The following is a 19,390-nucleotide window of genomic DNA, read 5'->3' on the forward strand; positions in this document are numbered from 1 at the left end:
ACCATCTGTTTGCCGAGTTCCGCAATGTGGAAAGGATCTTCGCCATAACATTCAACAACACGTCCCCAGCGCTGGTCCCTTGCTACGTCTAGTATTGGTGCGTAAATATTGGTGTAACCGAGTGCCTTTGCCTCGCGTCCGGCAACTTCTCCGGCATGTCGTACGAGCGCTTTATTCCAGGTACTGCCTATATTGATAGGCGAAGGGAATGGCGTGGCGCGGTCGTGGCATAAGCCATGAATCGCTTCGTTCGTGAAGTCTACAGGAATGCCCAGGCGCGTTTCTTCTATAAACCAACGCTGCACCTTATTGATGCCATTTGCATGATTTCTAAAGGGAAATGAATATTCTGTTTTTGCTGTCGGATGATTTCTTAAGCCATTCAGATGTTCGTCTATATTAGCGATGCCGTCTTTCCATATCTCGTTTTTCCACTGTGGGGTCGGCATTTCGTCCTTTAAAACTCTCCCATACCCGTAGAGCGTTGCTGTCTGGCATGTCTTCTCGTTGAGGTTCATTTGAGAGATCAGGTCGGAAACGCGCTTTTCCAGCGGCTGCTGCGGATCCTCGAAAATATCTTTCTTCCCATTTTTGTTGAAATCGATCCAGCCTTTCTTGTAGATCCCCTTACTCTGTGAGGAACTGCAAAGGGGAAATGCAAAGAACAGGGAAGCGGCTAATACATATGATTTGTTCATGCGTGTGTACGGTATTTATCTAAGTGTAAGGTTTGTTTGCAAGCGTATGTCGTCAGAGGCACTGCCGACCATCAATTTGAATCTTCCGGGTTCTGCAATCCAATTGAGGTCGTTGTCGTAAAAAGATAGCAGCTCGCTTTTTATAGTGAACTTCAGTTCTCGAGACTCACCTGGTTTCAACGCTAGCTTTTGAAAGCCCTTCAATTGCTTCAAAGGTCTGGCAACAGAGGCAACTTCGTCATGAATATATAGCTGAACGACTTCTTCTCCGGTAACCTTCCCCGTATTGGTCAGACGGAAACTAAGGACTGCCTCGCCATTCTGATTGATGGAAGTACTGTCGAGCTTCAGATCGGAGTAACCAAAAGATGTATAGCTTAAGCCGTAACCGAAGGCGTACATCGGAGTGTTAGGAGAATCGATATACATGGATTTATAGCGTGTATTGGCCGGATCCTTTACGGGTCTGCCGGTGTTATATACGTCGTACGACAGTGGGATCTGTCCTACTGATCTCGGAAAGGTGACTGGGAGCTTTGCTGAGGGATTGTAGGCGCCGAAGAGTACATCGGCAATCGCATTTCCTCCTTCAGTACCGGGCCACCAGGCATAAAGAATGGCGGAGGCTTCGGCGGCTATCTTATCAAAGATCAGGGGCCGACCGGCCATGAGTACAACAATCACGGGCTTACCGGTCGCTTTGACGGCTTCAAACAGTGCTTCCTGTTTTCCCGGAATGCGTATATCCGCTCGTGATTTCGCTTCACCACTCATGTCCCATGTCTCGCCAAGGGCCATGATTACCACGTCCGCTTTCCGGGCTGCCTCTACTGCCGCTGCAAAACTGTCCTCTGAAGAGGATAAAACACCGGCTCCCTTCGCATAGATCAGGTTTGTTTTACCGGAAATCTGGTTGCGAACGCCTTCGATCAGGCTTACTACATTGACTGAATCTGACTCCACAATCCAGCTCCCTTCAAGGTCTCGTTTCGCCTGTACAAGGGGACCTATCAAGGCGATATTTCTGACGTCGTTTTTTATAGGAAGAATATTCTGATCGTTCTTCAGAAGCACAATCGACTTCTTAGCCAACTCACGGGCCGCTACTCGATGAGCAGGATCACTGAACACTTTCTTCTCTCTTTTGAAGTTCGAGAACCTGTAGGGATCTTCAAACAAGCCAAGTTCGAATTTTTTGTAAAGGATTCTTCTGACTGCATCATCTACCCATTTCAGGCTCACCTTACCCTCCTTTACGAGCTGTGCCAGATTGTCAATATAAGCACGACTCTCCATATCCATATCGGAACCTGCGGTAATCGCCTTCACCGCAGCGTCGGCCTCATTGGCTGCATAGCCCCATGGGATCATTTCTCCTATTGATCCCCAGTCGCTTACCATAAAACCCTTAAAGTTCCACTTACTTTTCAAAATATCCCGTTGCAGATAGGCGTTACCGGTTGCGGGTACGCCGTTCAGGGTGTTGAAGGCATTCATAAAGGTAGCGACGCCCGCATCTACGGAAGCTTTGAAGGGAGGCAGGTAGGTCTCCCATAGCTGCTGCCTGCTCATGTCGACTGCATTGTAATCGCGACCTGCAATAGAGGCGCCATATCCGGCAAAATGCTTGGCGCAAGCCATGATAGACTCCACACTTCCGAGCTGCTCGCCCTGAAAGCCCTTGACCCGGGCTTCTGCGATGAGACTTCCCAGGTAGGCATCCTCTCCTGCTCCTTCCATCACCCTACCCCAGCGCGGATCCCTGGCCACGTCGACCATCGGCGCGAAGGTCCAGTGAATGCCGGCCGCAGCGGCTTCTTTTGCTGCAATCTGTGCGGAAAGGCGCATGGCGTTCAGGTCCCAGGATGCTGCTTCTCCTAATGGAATGGGAAACACGGTTTTGTAACCGTGTATCACATCCAGGCTAAACAGGAGCGGAATTTTGAGTCGCGACTCTAAGGCGACTTTCTGGATTTCCCGGGTATCTTTTACCCCGCGGACGTTGAGCATGGAGCCGACCCGTCCGGTTCGGATATCCTGAAGAACATCCGTCTTTTTTTCACTGACGGGGCCGGTAACTTCGCGACCGGAGTATTGATTTAACTGACCGACCTTCTCTTCGAGGGTCATCAGCTTCATCAAAGAATCTACGCGCCGGTCGATTTTCCTGTCCTGGGCATAGGTTGTGAGAGTACCTGAAAAAGCGATCAAAACCGTTGCGCGGTATAAGCATGATCGCTTAAACATTTTAGTGCTTATGAACTTCATTATTATTATTTTACACCATCAAGAATGCCCTGATAGGCTGGTTTTCTTTCGTAGTTTGCATCGAACGGCAACGGCCAGTCGGGGCGGCTGTATTGGCCCGGAATCCAGGAATCGGCATCTGAAACGTTCCATGTGGTTATGCCGAATTGCTGCGCTTTCGGTATCGCATTGTATGCCTTGACAATATTCTTATACTTCAGCGCCTGCTGGCTGGCCAGAGCAGCCGTCCAAACCATATTCTTGTCATTGTCAGGATTAACAGCTATATCCAGTTCAGAAATGTGTACAAGCAGTCCTGTCGCAGCAGCGGTCTCGATAGCTTTGGCCAGATCAGCGTCAGGGCGATTGACCCTGGTATGCATCTGCATGCCGATACCATGAATAGGTATACCGCGGCTTTTTAAACCGGTAACCAGATTCAGAATCGCTGTCCGCTTCGTAGGACCGTACTCATGACCGTAGTCATTGTAAAAAAGCAGGGCGTCGGGATCTGCTTCATGGGCATACTGAAAACATCTGGCGATATAGTCTTCTCCCAGCTTTTGTACCCAGATACTGTTTCTCAGCGTTCCGTTGTCTTCAAAAGCCTCATTGACGACATCCCAGGATGCGACTCTTCCCTTATAACGGGATACGATCGTTTGGATGTGCGTCTTCAGTAATGCTTCCCAGGCCGCAGAGTCGCCCTGGAAACTTGTTACCCAGGCCGGGGGATTTTTATACCAGTTAAGCGTATGGCCGTGCAGACGTTTACCGTTTTGTGTGGCAAAGTCTACCAGGAAATCGGCATCCGCCCAGTTATACGTATCTGCGGAAGGATGAATGAAAGACATCTTCATGGCGTTTTCAGTCGTAATGCTGTTGAATTCTTTGGTTACAACGTCTCTGTATGCTGCACGCGATTTCATTAGTCCCGCGCTGATTGCAGCGCCAAACTTGAAAGGCAGATTTTTCTGCAGACTTACTTCTTCCGCAGGTGGTTCCGCTGTGACAGGTTTTACATCAAGGTCTTTGCTTCCCTGGCATCCGATAGAGAAAGCGAGAAGTAAGACGGTGCAGGTTATGGTGGCGTTAATTTTAATATTCATCATGAGGTTAGTTTATTTGTATTGCTCTTGCTTACTGGAGTAGAAGCTCTTAAGGGTATAGAAAGCCTTCTTTTTATTACCCGTTTCAGAGATCAGTCCCTTTCTGTTCCAGAAATTCTGATATATAGGATGCTGCCGGCGGGGAGAGCGGAAATCGGCCAGTATCCAGGGAGTCATACCGCGCAGGCCTTTGATCGTGCTAAGCAGGGCGATCTGACTCTCATACAATGCTTCCTGATATTCTTCCGAGAATTTGGTTTTGTCGTCTGCGTAGAAGCCTCCCAGCGCATCAGCACCAAATTCGGAAACGACTACAGGCTTGGAGTATTTGATGTTGAAATGGTACTTGCCGATCTCATCCGGAGTACCGCCCCAGTACCATCCCGCATACTCATTAAAACTTACCAGGTCGATCTTCTCACCAAGGGGATCGTCTACAATAACTTCCGTTCCGTTTCGGTGTACTTCAAGCGCGGCGGCGATCAGACGGGTGTTGTCCAGACCCCGTGCGTGGCTGATGAGATTGCCCATAAAGGCATGCCGTTGTTCGCTCAGCGGCGTTTCGTTTCCAACTGACCAAATAATAACGCTCGAACGGTTTTTATCTCTGGAAATCAAATCGGTAAGCTGTTGCTTTGCGTTGTTATAGGTATCGGGATTATCCCAGGAGATCGTCCAGTAAACAGGCACTTCCGCCCATACCATCAGACCCATTTCATCGGCCAGACGCACCATGTCTTCGCTATGCGGGTAATGGGCCAGCCGCACGTAGTTGCAGCCCAATTCTTTCGCCCATTGAAGCATCATCCGCATGTCGCCTTCTGACCTTAGACGACCCGCAAGCAGTGGGTTCTCGTCATGTATAGATATTCCCCGTAAAAAGACTGACTTGCCGTTCAGGAGGATATCCTGCCCCTTGGTCCCGATGGTTTTAAAGCCAATCCGGTCTTCAACCTGGTCCGCAGCGGAACTGATCGTCACGCCATATAATTTCGGGTTTTCCGGTGACCAGTAGCTGATCTTCCGTGCAGGGATGCGGATATGCGCTTTGCCGCTCGCGTCGGTCTTTGCCTGCAGGCTTATTCCAAGCTCCGGAATCTGAACCTTGACAAGTTCGGTCTGGGTGTTTCCAGCCAACTGTATGTAGCCTTCAATGGCTCCGCGGTCTGCAGCACTAAGCTGAATCTTGTAATCAGCGATATAGGACTGAGGTGTTTCTGTTATGAACACATCCCTCGTAATACCCCCATAGTTCCACCAGTCGGTATTGATGGTTGGTATCTCATCCTGTTTACGCGTATTATCAACTTTAACTACGACAGAATTCTCTCCATTAATCAGATGTTTGTCAATTTCGAATTGAAAGGGGGTAAAACCACCTTTATGCATGCCGAGCTTTTTACCGTTGAGGTAAATATGTGCTTCGTAATTGACCGCGCCAAAATAGAGAAAGTACTTCTTTTCGCTGTTGGGCGAAATGGTGAACTTCTTCCTGTACCAGACCGTACCTTCATAGAGTTCAAGCTTCTCTACCTGGGAATTCCAGTCGCCCGGCACATTGAGAGCAGGCGAATAATCGAAATTATATTCAATGAGCTCCGACTTGTCGGTATGGGTTAGATCATCGAAGAAGCCGCCCTTTCCGGATGCTGAAGCATCAAAAGCTTTTCTCCTGTAGTCGTAGAAACCGTTTTCATAAGGGTCAACGATGTAATTCCATTTACCGTTCAAACTTAGTACGACCCTTGCTTTGTTGTTTTGAACCGGCCCCGATTGCCCTGCTGCCGTAAGGCTGAGCAGGATCAGGAAGAAGAGGTTCAGTGCTACTTTTATCATTGCTACTTGTTAAGACGCCAGGCAAGCCTGGCGTCGGGTACGTTAGATGACGGACTTAGTAGCCCGGGTTATTTTCCATTGCTCTGTCGGTATTGGCATCGATTACCTTCTGAGGAATAGGTAACAGAACGTGCATTTCTTTCATATTAGCAGTGGTGAAAGGATTATGTGCCTTTGTCCTTTCAAGCAGCTTGCCGGTGCGCACAAGGGTTTCCCGTCTGAGTTCTTCCGTAACAAGCTCTCTTGACCTTTCGTCGAGGATATAGTCGAGAGTAATGGTAGAGCCATCCGCTGCAATAGGCGTAGCATTTGATCTTGTGCGAACCCGGTTGATGAAGTCGGCAGCAAGCGCCAGTTTACCCTGCTTGAAATAAGCTTCTGCCAGCAGCAGATAGGTGTCGGCTAAGCGCAGATACGTTTGATCTGCAAAAGAATGTGTATCTCCCCATCGTGCAGGATCGGCGGAAACCCAGTCCCACTTACGTGTGCTTGCCCATTTGGTACTGTTGACGGTCATCTGCGACTGCAGCATATGGGTATTGGTTCGTACTCCTGTTGCCGATAAATAGTATTTACGTACTGCATGTTCACTGAAACGGTCATCCTGAGGTTCGTAAATACTGAACGCCCATGCGGTTATACCACCTCTTCCGATACCTCTTCCCCCATTCTCGGGATTATAAGGAGCGTAAGAACTGTAGTTGATCACCCATGTTCTTCGCATGGAGTTGGGTCTTGCTCCGATCAGCTTCAATACATCAGAGTTCGCAAATACCCAGAGGGCTTCCGTATTTCCTTGTGAAGGAAGAATGTTTCCGTTCTTGAACTGATCCATGAAGGCACTTCCCGGAGAGCCGGCGCTGGCTCCGTAACGTTGAGTAATCAGTTTATAGCGTGGGTTGTTAGTAACCTTTAGGGCTGCAGCTTCTGCTTTGGCAGGCTCGTTCATCCATAAATGCATCTCAGCCAGATAGTGATGGGCGACGACATTGGCCATGACCAAAACATCGTCTGAATAATCCGGTAAGTGTGCCGCCGCGAACTCCAGGTCCGACACGATCAATGCCTGAACTTCGGCAACGGGTCTTCTTTCCCAATCATTTCTGAAGTTGATACCGGTGATCTCCTCGGTGGTTATCGGCACGGGACCGAATGTATAGGCGAGATGTTTGTAGGCCCAGGCCCTGATCAGGTGTGCATGTGCCAGCATTAGATTCTTGTTGATTTCGTTCTGTACCTGAGAGCCCCCCTGCCAATCCACGTCCGGATTTTGTGCGCGAGTGATAATGGTATTCGCAGAGCTTATCGCCTTATAAAGAATCAGGAACACTCCGTCGCGACCTTCGGTATCTCCGTTCACGAACTGCATGGTGGAGTTTAGGTCTGCCGTTGTATACCTGTTCAGGCCACGGGTCCAGGTGAGCTCCGTATTAGCCCAGCCGTTGTCGGTACCGATTTTCCAGATGACACCTAACTCAGCCGACTGAATCATATCCGCACGCTCCTGCCTTGGAAAATCAAGGAGGGCGTTGACTGCAAGCCTGAAGCCTTCATATTTGGTGAATAAATTATCTGCATAGATATTGTCCTGCGGTTCTTCTTTGAGAAACTCCGCTTCGTTGCATGAGCTAAAAGCAAGGGCAAGCGACAGGAATGCGATATATATCTTCTTCATTGTTTGAGATTTAAAATTGTGTGCGTAATCCGAAAACGTAAGATCTTACCTGAGGTCTTGTGGTCTGCGTATTGAATTCAGGGTCGAGACCATCCCATTTGGTGAAGGTGGCGACGTTTTTGGCATTGACAAAGAACTGAAGACGTTCCAGCTTAAGCTTGGATAGCACAAGGGACGGCAGGGTATAGCTCAGGGAAATATCCTGAAGCCTGATGAAACTGGCGTCTGTTGTCTCATCATCAAAATAAAGCAGCCCGTATGGATTGGCATCGTCTCTGTTGGCCGGATATGTATTGATCGGGTTTTCAGGGGTCCAGAATTGCCGGTTCAGCGCTCCATTACGACCATCGAAATAAGTATTCAGCAGTGAATTTGACTTTCTTACGCCCTGAACGGAGCGGATAAAGAAGCTAAACGCAAAGTTCTTATAGCTGAATGTATTCGTTAATCCGGCGATGTAGGACGGCACCTGAGAACTTAAGACAACACGGTCGTACTCGGGAGATATCTTTCCGTCGGGAACTCCGTCCGGACCGCTTACATCGCGCAGTTTGACATCACCAGGCTTAGCCTGTGGTTGTGCCGAGCCCTCCACGATGTCGTTTTGCTGCCATATACCGTCGAAAACATAGCCATAGTTTACATCGATCGGCTCTCCTACGAACCATCTGTTTCCGATGTCGCTGATGTAACTTCCGCTGGCATCAGTCAGACCGACATTGTCTATCCTGTTAATAGCACGTGAAATGTTCAGGTCCGTGCTCCAGCTGAAGTTGGTTTTCCTGATATTGACGCTGGAAACGGTGAAGTCGATTCCCCGGTTGCTTGTTTTTCCGATGTTCTGGCGGATGCTCTTCACTCCGTTTACCGGCGAAATGAGTTTATCCAGCAAGAGGTCTGTTGTACTCGTTCTGAAATAGTCTACAGATCCACTGATTCGTCCGGACAAGAAGCTAAAGTCAAGCCCTCCATTGAATCCGAGGGTCGTTTCCCATCCAAGAGAAGGGTCGCCGAGGCGGTTAGGATAATATCCCAGCGCCGGTGTTTTACCTGTAGTCAGGTTATGCTGCGGAGAAAGCTGAGGCAGCGTAGAGTAAGGGTCGATGGCTTGCTGACCGTTTTCTCCGTAAGAAGCACGCAGTTTCAGATTATCCAGCCAATCATACTTCTCCATGAAGCTTTCGCTGGACATATTCCAGGCTAGGGCTACGGAAGGAAACACACCGAATTTGGTGTCTGCACCGAAACCGGAGAAGCCGTCACGTCTTGCAGTCAGGGTCAACAGATACTTGCCATTGTACGTGTAGTTTACCCTGGCCATCTGTGATATATTTGCCTGCTTTACATACTCGTCCCTCCCAACCGCCGTTGTGGCGATACCATTTTGAAAAAACGACTGAAGATCACTTGGAAAACCCACGGAATTTAAAGCATGAACCTTTTTTGTGCGCTCCTGTGCACTGTACAACCCGGTAAAGTCCAGATCGTGCTTTCCAAACTTCCGGTTATAGTTAACGATGTGCTCAATCAGCCAGTCGGAGGTGTTGTCATTTGAGGTGAGGGCCTCTCCTTTTCCTTCAAAACCGCGTTTAGTATCCCGGCCGTAATAGGTTTCAATGGTATTGTTCCTATAGGTATAGCCCGTATTCGCTTTATACGACAAGCCTTTAACAAAGGGGAAGTCGATTTTGATAAAGTTGGTACTAACCACAGACTTGGCATCATCGTTATTGATAATGTTCAGCGATTCTAGTGGATTTGCCCAAAAAGGGTCTTCCGGCCATGGGCGAATATTGATAGAACCGTCTTCATTAAAGGCTGGCACCAGCGGGTTCATGCCGAATGCATCGGAGAAGCGCACCGGCTCTCCACCGCGGTCTGCAGACGCAAGTTGTGTATTTGTTCCGAGCGTTAACCATGGAGTGATCTTTGAATCCAGGTTCAGGCGAAGCGTGGTTCTTGTAAAGTCGTCATTCTTTGCGATACCTTTGGCGTCGTTGAAGGTTCCGGACAGGTAGTAACGGGTATCCTCCGTACCTCCTGAAACCCCGACACTGTGCTGCTGTCTGGAACCTGTCCTGGTGCCCAGCTTCACCCAATCGGTAGTAAGTCCCTGGTCGAACGAGGCCTGCTCTGTAGGAGAAATTGCTGCCTGGTTGATCCGGTCGACCTTGTTTTTATAGAAGGTTGGCCCATCCATCATATCGGGCAGGGAGGCAATTTCGTCGATTCCATAGTTGGCGTCATAAGTGATCCTGGCTTTACCGGGTTTTCCGCGCTTGGTAGTGATAATGATAACTCCATTTGCTGCGCGGGCACCGTATATGGCTGCTGAAGACGCATCCTTGAGCACATCGATGGACTCGATATCGTTGGGATTGATCTCGGAGAAGCTGTTGAAATATGGAATACCGTCCAAAATGATCAGCGGACCGTTCGACGCCTTAATGGAGCGCCGTCCACGGATCTGTATATTATTGTTTCCTCCCTCAGCGCTGGGCTCGTTAGTAGCAATGCTAAGCCCGGCAACTTTGCCCTGCAAAGCCTGCCCTACATTTGTTTGCGGCATGGTTTCCAGATCCTTCGTTTTGAAGCTGGCTATTGCGCCGGTGACATCGCTTTTCTTGCGTGTTCCGTAACCGACAACGACCACTTCCGACAAGGCATTATCGCCCATCTCCAGCGTTACGTTGAGGGTTTGACTAGTACCGGCGGGCACTTCTTTACTTTGGAACCCTATATAAGTAAACACCAGTACCGGGTTACTACCCGAGACCGGAATACTGTACTCTCCATTCCCGCTGGACATCGTGCCCTGATTGGTTCCTTTTATTTTGACGCTGACGCCCGGAAGCGTTTCACCCTGCGGGTCTTTTATTGTACCCTTCAGAACTCTTTGCTGTGCATAAGAAGAAACACATATCAGGTACATACATAGGATCATTATCACCCGGAGCCCTCTTTTTATAGGCAGAGCTGCGAGATCTTTCTTCCAGTAAAAATCTTTCATTGTTAATTGGTTTAATATTTTTTCGATTAGTGTTTGCCCTGAGTTAGCTGCTCATGGCGCTGTAGTAATTCAACGGTTTCCTTTCTTACATACTCATTATTGGTTAATAGGTTACATCTGCTTCGTTGAGTCGATGCTTCGAAACAACTGTACAAATATCTCCCTTATGCCACCCGGGAGGGTGTCTGAGCGTACGTAAATGGGGTTGCATTTATACCAATAATGGCGTTTTGAGGCGTCATAGCCCTGTTAGGCGAGTTTGCTACTAGATATCTGAACCGTTGAGAGATTCTTCTTTCACCTTCTTTATGTATTCGGATGGTGATAACTGGTGGAATTTTCGAAACTCACGACTAAAGTGCTTGCGGTCGTTAAACCCGACCTGATAAGCAACCTCTGATACGTTCATGGAAGTTTGTGAGAAGAGCACGGCTGCTTTTTTCAGACGCATGTTTTTAACCAAATCCGCCACGGAAAAACCGGTGATACTTTGGACTTTTTTGTAGAGGACGGTACGGCTCATGTTCATTTCCTTAACCAGTTCCTCCACCCCGAAATCAGAATCGGCCATGCGGGCGTCGATGACTTCCATCAACCTGTTCAGGAATTTATGCTCCGGGGATTCCACTGTTATTACGGATGGTTCCAGAATAAGCTGCTGAGTAAATTTTTGCCGCATAAGCTCCTGGGCCGCCAAAAGATTGCGGATATTCAAGGTTAAAATCTGCGGATTGAAAGGCTTGGATATATAGGCGTTGGCACCGGTACTTAAACCCTCGACCTGATGATCCAGCGATGCCCGCGCTGTTAGTAGTATTACCGGGATATGGCTTGTGCTTTCGGCAGATTTAACCGCATCACAGAGCTGTAAACCGTCTACCTCCGGCATCATGATATCACTTACTATCAAATCCGGAATTTCTTGTTCCATGTATTTTAAGGCCTCAGCACCATTTGAAAATTCAACGATATTGTAGTCGTCCTTCAGGCAATCAGCAATAAGCCCGCGCACCTCTTCATTATCCTCCGCCAGCAAAATGGTATAAGGCTTGGCCGTGGCTTCGCTGACCCTTTCTGGGCCTGGGTCGGCTTGCACAGTCTGATCTGGCAGTTGGGGGGCCGGCTTCAGGATCACAGGAGTATTTGCCAGTATGTCTGCGTCTTCTAAATGCAGACTTCCCCGTCTCAGCGAAATGCTGAACACAGTTAGACCTAAGCCATTCTCATGGCTTTGCACAGAAATAGTCCCCTTATGCTTTTCAACGATACTTTTAGAGAGGGCTAAACCTATTCCACTTCCGATGTTCTGCCGGCCTCTGTCGTCGACCTGAAAGAAGCTCTCGAAGAGCTTTTCATGAAAATCCTCCGGAATACCCCGGCCATTATCCGTGATGCGGATGTCCACCCACTCAGCCTGGTCTTGTCTTGTGGAAATACGGAGACTGATCTCTCCGTTATCATCAGTGAATTTAAAGGCGTTTGATAATAAGTTCATGATCACCTTCTCCATCTGAGCTTCGTCGAAGTAAAGTTCGAGTTCCTGCACTTCGGAGTGGAAGTGATACCGAATGCCTCTTTGGGAGGCCAACTCGGTAAAGGAGTCAAAAATCCGCTGACAAAAAGGAATGAGATCCTGGGAAGCACAGCGTACTTTCATATGACCCTCTTCGGCCTTGCGAAAGTCAAGCAGCTCCGTTATCAGCTTCATTAAGCGGTCGGCATTATTTTTCACCACGTTCAACTGCTTATGGATTCCCTCATATCTGCCATCCTGAAGTAAACGTTCGAGGGGTCCTATGATCAACGTCAGAGGCGTTCGGATCTCGTGGGAAATATTGGTGAAGAAATTCAGTTTCATCTGGTACAACTCCTGCTGTCTTTCGTTCTGAACATGTTCGAGATATAGATCCCTCTTCAATAATGCCCGGTTCCTGATGAACCTGAAGATAATAAAAAGGATACCTGCCGAAAGCAGAAAATAAATAAGATAGGCCCACCAGGTCTTCCATAATGGAGGGAGAACGGTTATTTTGATCACCGTCGGCCGGTTATTCCAAACTCCATCATTATTGGAGGCCTTCACCATGAAAACGTACTCTCCCGGTTCAAGATTGGTAAAGCTGGCTACCCGCTGATTCCCGACGTAGCTCCAACCCTGATGGCCTGAGATACCCTTAAGCTTATAAGCGTACTGATTATGCTCAGGATTGATATAGTTTAACCCCGCATAGCGGAAGCTGATATAGTTTTGATTGTATTGCAGGGTTATCTCGGTGGTCTCGGTAATGGACTGTTTTAAAGGTGAACCTTCGACACCGAAGCGCACAGGGCGGTTTTCGATCAAGAACTCGGTAAAGACGACGTTTGGCCGGTAATTATTTTTAACAATTTTATCGGGGAAAAAGCGGGTAATGCCACTCATTCCGCCGAAGAGCAGCTCTCCATCCTTGGAGCGAATTGCCGCACCCAGGAAATGCGTACTCGACAAGCCGCTCGTTACGGTGTAGTTGACGGTTTGAACGATTGATTTAGGCGAAGGTGATCCGGGACTTTTCATGATCAGCTCCACTATACCTTTGTTGGTATTAAGCCATAAGTGTCCTCTTTTATCCTCGACTATCGCCAGCACTACATCATTTGAAGCTCCTGCGTCCAGCTTAAACCGATGAAATCGCTTCTTCACGACATCAAAATAGTTCAGCCCCCCCTCAGTGCCTATCCAGATCCGTTGTTTTGAATCCTGAAAAACGGAGAGGATGGAATTGTTGCTTAGTGAAGTTTCACTTTTATCGTTTCGGTAATTGCTGAAACGGTGTGTTTTCGTGTCCAGGTAATTCAGTCCGTTCTCCGTCCCTACCAGTATATTATTCTGTGCGTCCCTTCTGAGAACCGTAATATTGTTGTCTTTCAGTGCATCTTTTCTGTCCGCATCCGCCTGATAAATGCGATTTACACCGTTATAGCCCAGGAACTGAATACCACCCGTCAACGTGGCGACCCAGACACCCTCAGGATCTTCCAGAACCGAAATTACTCGACTGTCTTTTGAGTCTGCCAGCTTTACGTATTCAAAACGGCCGCTGGACTTCTCAAAACGATACAAGCCGTCGAAAGTACCTACCCACATATTACCCCGGTTATCTTTTGCCAGAGCTCTGACGATATTATTAGACTTGTTAAGCCGCGTATCCCTTACCTGGTAGTATCGCGATATTCCCGCTTTTCTGTCGAGGTAGTTAAGCCCTCCTCCATTGGTCCCTACCCAAAGGCCTCCATCATCTTCCTCTAACATGGATGTTACTACATGATTATTCAAGCCGAGTCGTTCATTCCCTATGCGTTCGCCGATATTGGTAAAATTGGAGTTCCCCGGATAATAGATATCAATACCGCCTGCAAAGGTTCCTATCCAGATATTACCCGCCTGATCGCGCATGAAATTCCATATCAAACTATAGCTCAAGCTGTTCGGATCTGATTTCTCATGCTGATAGTTGGCAAACTTTTCTGTAGAAGGATTGAATATGCTAAGTCCTTCCCTGGTAGCGATCCACACACTTTCATCTTCATGGACAAAAATATCTTTGATTCCATCAGACCGTAGTCGGCTTATACCTGGTCCGCTATGTCTGTAATTAATGCAGCTATTCCTGGAACGGTCATACTTAAAGACACCAGAATTCTCGGTACCGAACCATAAATTACCCTTTCTGTCTGAACGTATGATGAGTACCTTACTTTTCATCAGCCGCTGATCGGCCTTAAGAACTTCGGGCATCGGTAAGACGCTCTTCGTCAGCACGTCAATCCGTGTAAGTCCCGCATTGAGGCCTATCCATACGGAATTGTCGCGATCCTGATAAGCGCTCCAGGTCTTCCCGTTATATGTTCCGGATGAGCGCGGAAGGCGGGGAATAGAGAGAAGCCTCGCTGCTCCGGGCTCGACCAACTTTAAGCCCTTGAGCGTTGATACCCAGATCTGGCCCCCGCTGTCCTCCGTAATAGAGGTGACGTAGTCGGTCCCGGTACCATCCTGGAGTTTGATGCGACGAAAGCTTTCTGTCTTGCGGTCAAACAGGTTCAATCCTCCGTTAGCCGTGCCGATCCAAAGGCGCTTTTTGGAGTCCTGCAAGATGACCTGGACCCTGTTGGAGCTGATACTCAGGCTGTCGGCGTCATTACTTTGGTAGCTCTTGAATTCGTAACCGTCATACCTGAGCAATCCGTCGCTGGTGGCGATCCACACCAAACCGAGATGATCCTGAACCATGCAAAATATGGGGCTCTGTGCAAGGCCGTGCTCGTATGATATATGTTTAAAGCTCAGAGAGGCAGTTTGTGCCGCTGACTTAGCGAAAGAAAGAAATACTAAAAAGATGGAAGCTACATGCCGGATGCGGAATTCGAACATAGATTTATTTATAACGGCGGCTAAAATTAAGAAATCATGGTTTATTGACCTTAAGGCAGTGCCCTCTCGAACAGGTCCTGGCTAAAATAGAAAATTCGCGGCATTATGGATACCCAATACGAATATAATTGCCATGATGATCCCCATGACTGACTTAAAGGTTATCGACTTCAGTAACAGCTCAGTTTTATAATCGTATTGTCAGAAAAGGCAAATATGACAAGCATCACTTAAAGGATTGCCCTTATTTTGTAAACTTGGGGGAACCACATAACAAACATTATGAGAAAACTATTTGCTTTAACAGCCTGCGCCCTTCCGTTGTTTCTTTGGTCATGCGGAGGAAATCAAGAAAAATCACAGCAGACCGAGACAGCGGCAACCACTGAATCCACAGCATCAGATACGGCATCTGCCGCTTCAGAAAGCTCGAGTACAGTGGTCATCACCTCTAACGATCAAATGAGATTTGACCTGGATCAGATTAAGGTTAAGGCTGGTCAGCTGGTTACGTTGACCCTAAAAAATGTTGGCGTTCTATCGAAAGAAGCGATGGGCCACAACTGGGTACTCCTGAAGCCGGGTACTGACGTTGCTGCTTTTGCTATGGAAGCGATGTCGCACAAACAAAACGAATTTATTCCCGCTAGTTCAAACGCTATTGTAGCGCATACCAAGTTGTTGGGACCAGACGAATCGGATACGATAACCTTTACCGTTGAGAAAGGTGAATATGAATTTATTTGCAGCTTCCCCGGCCACTACGGCATTATGCGCGGAACGCTTATAGCTGAATAACAGCTTATCCATATAATATATAAAGGGAGGTCGACGTTATGTCGACCTCCCTTTATATATTATATTAGTTGTAATTTTCGACCAGCAGTTGAAAGTCTTCATCCCGCAGGTGGACGATCTCGGTCGCCTTTTCGTAATTTGTAGACTTCTTGGAAAAGAAATCATGTTGTGTCGTGTCAACATTCAGGCCATTTAGTACAATCGGGTTGATTTCCTTCACCTCGAACATTTCATCAAAGCCAAGATTCATTAAGGCTTTGTTTGCATTGTACCGAACATACTCCTTGACCTCGGCAGTCAAACCAATATCGGTATATACTTCGTCGGTGTATTTTAGTTCGTTTTCATATAAAGCGTTCATCAACTCGTTCATTTCCCTTTTAGCTGCTTCCTTATCATCAAGTCTTTTAAAGACATCCTGTGCCAGTAAGCCTACAAAGACCCCGTGAATGGATTCGTCAGCAACGATCTTCTTGATGATGTCGGCACTGGCTACCATCTGTCCTTGTCCGCATAACCATAAGGGCATGAAAAAGCCACTGTAGAAAAGAAAAGACTCCAAGAGTACCGATGCGGCGAGCGACATAAACAGCTCGTGGTCGGTAATCTCCGACTTATCCAGCGCGCGGTAATATTTGTCGATAGTTGCCGCCTTGAGCTGCAGGCGCTTGTTCTCCTGAACCCAGGTAAAGAGATCATTAATTTCGGGAGTACTGCAGACGGTAGTAAAAATGGTGGAGTAAGATTTGGCATGAATGGCCTCCATCATACACATAAACGACAGTACCGCCTTGTTTTGCAGCGAATCAATGTGATCGATAATCTTAGGCATACCCGTATGACTTTGCAAGGTATCGAGCAGAGTTAATCCGCCAAGGGCGTGTTTATAGGCATCCTGAATGCCCGGCTCCAGGCTCTTCCAGCTGTCTATATCTTTAGAGGGTATGTATTCGGTATCCACCCAAAACTGACGGATATTCTGCTCCCAGAAAAGCCCTGCGTAATCATTATCGGGGGTGTTCCAGTTAACTGCGGTGTATGGTTTCATCAGGATATTATATCTTTTTAAATGATGACGAAGCTAGCAGGTGCAGATTCATGCTTGTATGGAGCGCCGGGCTCCTGCTAGCTTCATTGTATGTTCTTTGTCTTTAAACTGCGCAGGATACGCATTCGTCAATTCCCGCTTTACGGGTCCTGGTGTAATACAGGGACTTTAAGCCCAGTTTGTGTGCGTATATATAGTATACAGCAAGATCGCGGGTGCTATCCTTGGTATTCGTGTGCAGGATAGTAGATATACCCTGGTCTACGTGACGCTGAATCACGGAGATTAACCTGAGCACTTTTTTCTGATCCATATCGTATGCGGACTTGTAGAAGAAGTAGTTGTCGTTTGTCAGGTACGGCATCGGGTAATAGGTGGTACTGTCTCCGTACTCCCGTACTTCGATTACATCTACAACAGGCATTACAGAAGCGGTAGAGTTCATGATATATGAAGTCGACTGGTTGGGTGCGATAGCCATCCGGTAAGCATGGTAGATGCCATGCTCCGCCACCTGGGCTTTGAGCCTCTCCCAGTCTTCCTTGCCGGGGATCGCTATTCCTTCAAACAGGCTTGACACTTTGTCGCTTTTAGGCTTGATATCATCACGAATGTAAGAATCGAAATAAACACCTGAGGCATAATCAGATAACTCAAATCCCTTAAACGTCTTTTTTCGCTCTCTGGCAATCTCCATGGAACGCTCAATGGAGTAAAAGTTTACCATCATGAAAAAGACATTACAGAAATCAAGCGCATCATCACTCTCATACATAATGAAATTGCGGGCGAGAAATGCATGCAGGTTCATTGCTCCCAGGCCGACGCTGTGCAGCTCTTCATTCGCTTTACGGATGGAAGGTACCATTTCGATATTGGTGATGTCGGATACCACGGTCAGCGATGTCATGGCCGTTTTAACGGCTTCCTTCACGCGCTTGTTGTCCATCACCGTCACGATGTTCAGGGAGCCGAGGTTACAGGATATTCCGTAGCGGATGGTATCGTCTTTGCCGTAAGTTTCGATATCTGAAACTTCAGACACCTGCATAATCTCCGTGCAGAGATTGGAGAACTTCACATTGCCGAGGCCGTTCAGGGCATGTCCGCGGTTGGCATTGCCCTTATAGAAAATATACGGATAGCCGCTTTCTTTCTGCGTCTGCGCGATCTTCACCAACAGGTGGCGGGCGTTAATCTTTTTCTTCCTGACGTTCGGGTTGGTGATCAGCTCTTCGTACATCTGGTCCATATCCATTTCATCGAGATATTGACCATACTCGAGTTTCACTGTATGGGGATAGAACAAGTAACAAGCCTCGTCTTTTTCTGCCAGTTCCATGAACTTATCCGGAACGATAACACCGATAGATAAGGACTTGATGCGGACTTTTTCGTCCACGTTGATCTTTTTGCAATCAAGAAATTCTTCTATGTCGGTGTGGAAAATATTCAAATATACTGCCCCCGCCCCTGCACGCTGACCGAGCTGGTTAGCGTAGGAGAACGTATCCTCCATGATCTTCATTACCGGCAAAACACCGCTTGAGCGGTTTTCTACACCTTTAATGGATTCGCCACGACCACGCACTTTCGACATATTGAATGATACGCCCCCACCAATGGAAGAGAGCTTCATGGCTGAATCGATGGCATAGCCGATCCCGTTCAGGTTATCACCTACTTCGTCGAGAAAGCAGGACACCAGTTCGCCCGAACGCTTCTTGCCGGCATTCAGGAAGGTTGGAGTGGCAGGCTGGTATTCCTGGTTGATCAGGATAAGGGCTTGTGCCATGGCTTCTTCAAGGTTTCCTCTGGAGAGAAACAGGGCTACGGCTACGACACGGTCTTCATAGCGTTCCAGGAACTTTTCACCCGAATCATCACGAAGCGCATAGCTCTGAAAGAACTTGAAGGCGCTCATAAATGACGGGAACCTGAACTTACGTGCATAAACCATGTCATACACCTGCTCCATTTCCTCAAAGCTGTACCACTGGTAGAAATCGATATAATAGTCGTTCTCAATCAGGTAGTCAATTTTCTCCTTCAGGGTGTAGAAGAACACGGTGTTCTTATTGACGTAATCAAGGAAATAAGATCTTACTGCTTCTTTGTCTTTGTGCAGGCTGTATTCGTCATCCTGCTTTCTCATGATCTCGTTATTCAGTAAGATCCACTTTTTTGCAATCATGTATATTGTTCTAAGATTTCAATAAAACTAGTTACATCCTTCCTGGTCCCTGAAAGCTCAAACTTCATTGACACCGGAATCTGATAGTGCGATGCAACCTGATCTGCCGCACGGGCAAAGTTTTGCCCCCAGTTTCGGTTTCCGCTAGATGATACCGTTTTGATACAGGAGGAATATTGCTGCATAAACTGCATGGTGGATTCAGGCACTTGACCTACACGGGTTGTGAACGTGACCAGGTGTCCGGGATGCTCCGCCTGCAGATCGGGACTTATTCGTTGAAGGTGCCAGTTCCGAAGTTCCTTTACCTTCTCCATAAACCGTTCAACATTGCCGGTTTTGGAATCGTAATAAATCCACATCT

Annotated in this window: 11 protein-coding genes; 1 reads left to right on the forward strand and 10 read right to left on the reverse strand. The window is 47.7% G+C overall.

The features are described from left to right. The 7 genes from ACKI5J_RS16870 to ACKI5J_RS16900 all read right to left on the reverse strand — a co-directional run. Positions 1 to 698: glycoside hydrolase family 3 N-terminal domain-containing protein (locus ACKI5J_RS16870; protein ID WP_407430659.1), on the reverse strand; the 698-nt coding region annotated here is incomplete at its 3' end. Between the two features lie 15 nt (positions 699 to 713). Continuing rightward, complete coding sequence (gene bglX, locus ACKI5J_RS16875; protein ID WP_407430660.1) at positions 714 to 2,966, reverse strand: beta-glucosidase BglX; 2,253 nt, start codon at positions 2,964 to 2,966, stop codon at positions 714 to 716. 5 nt (positions 2,967 to 2,971) lie between these two features. Then, positions 2,972 to 4,057 (reverse strand): endo-1,4-beta-xylanase, encoded by a 1,086-nt coding sequence (locus tag ACKI5J_RS16880; protein ID WP_407430661.1) that lies wholly within the window; start codon positions 4,055 to 4,057, stop codon positions 2,972 to 2,974. A 9-nt stretch (positions 4,058 to 4,066) separates the two neighbouring features. Continuing rightward, complete coding sequence (locus ACKI5J_RS16885) at positions 4,067 to 5,890, reverse strand: glycoside hydrolase family 2 protein (RefSeq protein WP_407430662.1); 1,824 nt, start codon at positions 5,888 to 5,890, stop codon at positions 4,067 to 4,069. Between the two features lie 55 nt (positions 5,891 to 5,945). Then, positions 5,946 to 7,565 (reverse strand): RagB/SusD family nutrient uptake outer membrane protein, encoded by a 1,620-nt coding sequence (locus tag ACKI5J_RS16890; RefSeq protein ID WP_407430663.1) that lies wholly within the window; start codon positions 7,563 to 7,565, stop codon positions 5,946 to 5,948. Between the two features lie 10 nt (positions 7,566 to 7,575). Beyond that, a complete protein-coding gene (locus tag ACKI5J_RS16895) occupies positions 7,576 to 10,575 on the reverse strand; it encodes a SusC/RagA family TonB-linked outer membrane protein (protein ID WP_407430664.1) in 3,000 nt (999 codons plus the stop codon). 265 nt (positions 10,576 to 10,840) lie between these two features. After that, positions 10,841 to 14,986 carry a two-component regulator propeller domain-containing protein gene (locus ACKI5J_RS16900; protein ID WP_407430665.1) on the reverse strand — a complete coding sequence of 1,382 codons (4,146 nt, stop codon included), beginning with the start codon at positions 14,984 to 14,986 and terminating at the stop codon, positions 10,841 to 10,843. Positions 14,987 to 15,268: 282 nt separating this feature from the next. Between ACKI5J_RS16900 and ACKI5J_RS16905 the strand changes: the two genes are divergently transcribed. After that, entirely contained in the window at positions 15,269 to 15,784 is a 516-nt protein-coding gene (locus ACKI5J_RS16905; RefSeq protein ID WP_407430666.1) for a plastocyanin/azurin family copper-binding protein, read from the forward strand. A gap of 64 nt (positions 15,785 to 15,848) precedes the next feature. Here the strand turns inward: ACKI5J_RS16905 and nrdF are convergent, their stop codons facing one another. From nrdF to nrdI, 3 genes are all read right to left on the reverse strand, one after another. Continuing rightward, positions 15,849 to 16,832 (reverse strand): class 1b ribonucleoside-diphosphate reductase subunit beta, encoded by a 984-nt coding sequence (nrdF, locus tag ACKI5J_RS16910; protein WP_407430667.1) that lies wholly within the window; start codon positions 16,830 to 16,832, stop codon positions 15,849 to 15,851. 103 nt (positions 16,833 to 16,935) lie between these two features. Then, on the reverse strand, positions 16,936 to 19,026 hold the full coding sequence (nrdE, locus tag ACKI5J_RS16915; RefSeq protein WP_407430668.1) for a class 1b ribonucleoside-diphosphate reductase subunit alpha: 2,091 nt from the start codon (positions 19,024 to 19,026) through the stop codon (positions 16,936 to 16,938). Next, entirely contained in the window at positions 19,023 to 19,388 is a 366-nt protein-coding gene (nrdI, locus tag ACKI5J_RS16920; RefSeq protein WP_407430669.1) for a class Ib ribonucleoside-diphosphate reductase assembly flavoprotein NrdI, read from the reverse strand. Before nrdI ends, nrdE begins: the two co-directional genes overlap by 4 nt. Positions 19,389 to 19,390: the final 2 nt, after the last annotated feature.

This window comes from Arcticibacter sp., from assembly GCF_045629565.1.
Taxonomy (GTDB): domain Bacteria; phylum Bacteroidota; class Bacteroidia; order Sphingobacteriales; family Sphingobacteriaceae; genus Arcticibacter.

Bases quoted from the DNA above. Each gene is read 5' to 3' on its own strand.
- bglX (WP_407430660.1), bottom strand. From the start codon at position 2,966: ATGAAGTTCATAAGCACTAAAATGTTTAAGCGATCATGCTTATACCGC.
- ACKI5J_RS16880 (WP_407430661.1), bottom strand. From the start codon at position 4,057: ATGATGAATATTAAAATTAACGCCACCATAACCTGCACCGTCTTACTT.
- ACKI5J_RS16885 (WP_407430662.1), bottom strand. From the start codon at position 5,890: ATGATAAAAGTAGCACTGAACCTCTTCTTCCTGATCCTGCTCAGCCTT.
- ACKI5J_RS16890 (WP_407430663.1), bottom strand. From the start codon at position 7,565: ATGAAGAAGATATATATCGCATTCCTGTCGCTTGCCCTTGCTTTTAGC.
- ACKI5J_RS16895 (WP_407430664.1), bottom strand. From the start codon at position 10,575: ATGAAAGATTTTTACTGGAAGAAAGATCTCGCAGCTCTGCCTATAAAA.
- ACKI5J_RS16900 (WP_407430665.1), bottom strand. From the start codon at position 14,986: ATGTTCGAATTCCGCATCCGGCATGTAGCTTCCATCTTTTTAGTATTT.
- ACKI5J_RS16905 (WP_407430666.1), top strand. From the start codon at position 15,269: ATGAGAAAACTATTTGCTTTAACAGCCTGCGCCCTTCCGTTGTTTCTT.
- nrdF (WP_407430667.1), bottom strand. From the start codon at position 16,832: ATGAAACCATACACCGCAGTTAACTGGAACACCCCCGATAATGATTAC.
- nrdE (WP_407430668.1), bottom strand. From the start codon at position 19,026: ATGATTGCAAAAAAGTGGATCTTACTGAATAACGAGATCATGAGAAAG.
- nrdI (WP_407430669.1), bottom strand. From the start codon at position 19,388: ATGTGGATTTATTACGATTCCAAAACCGGCAATGTTGAACGGTTTATG.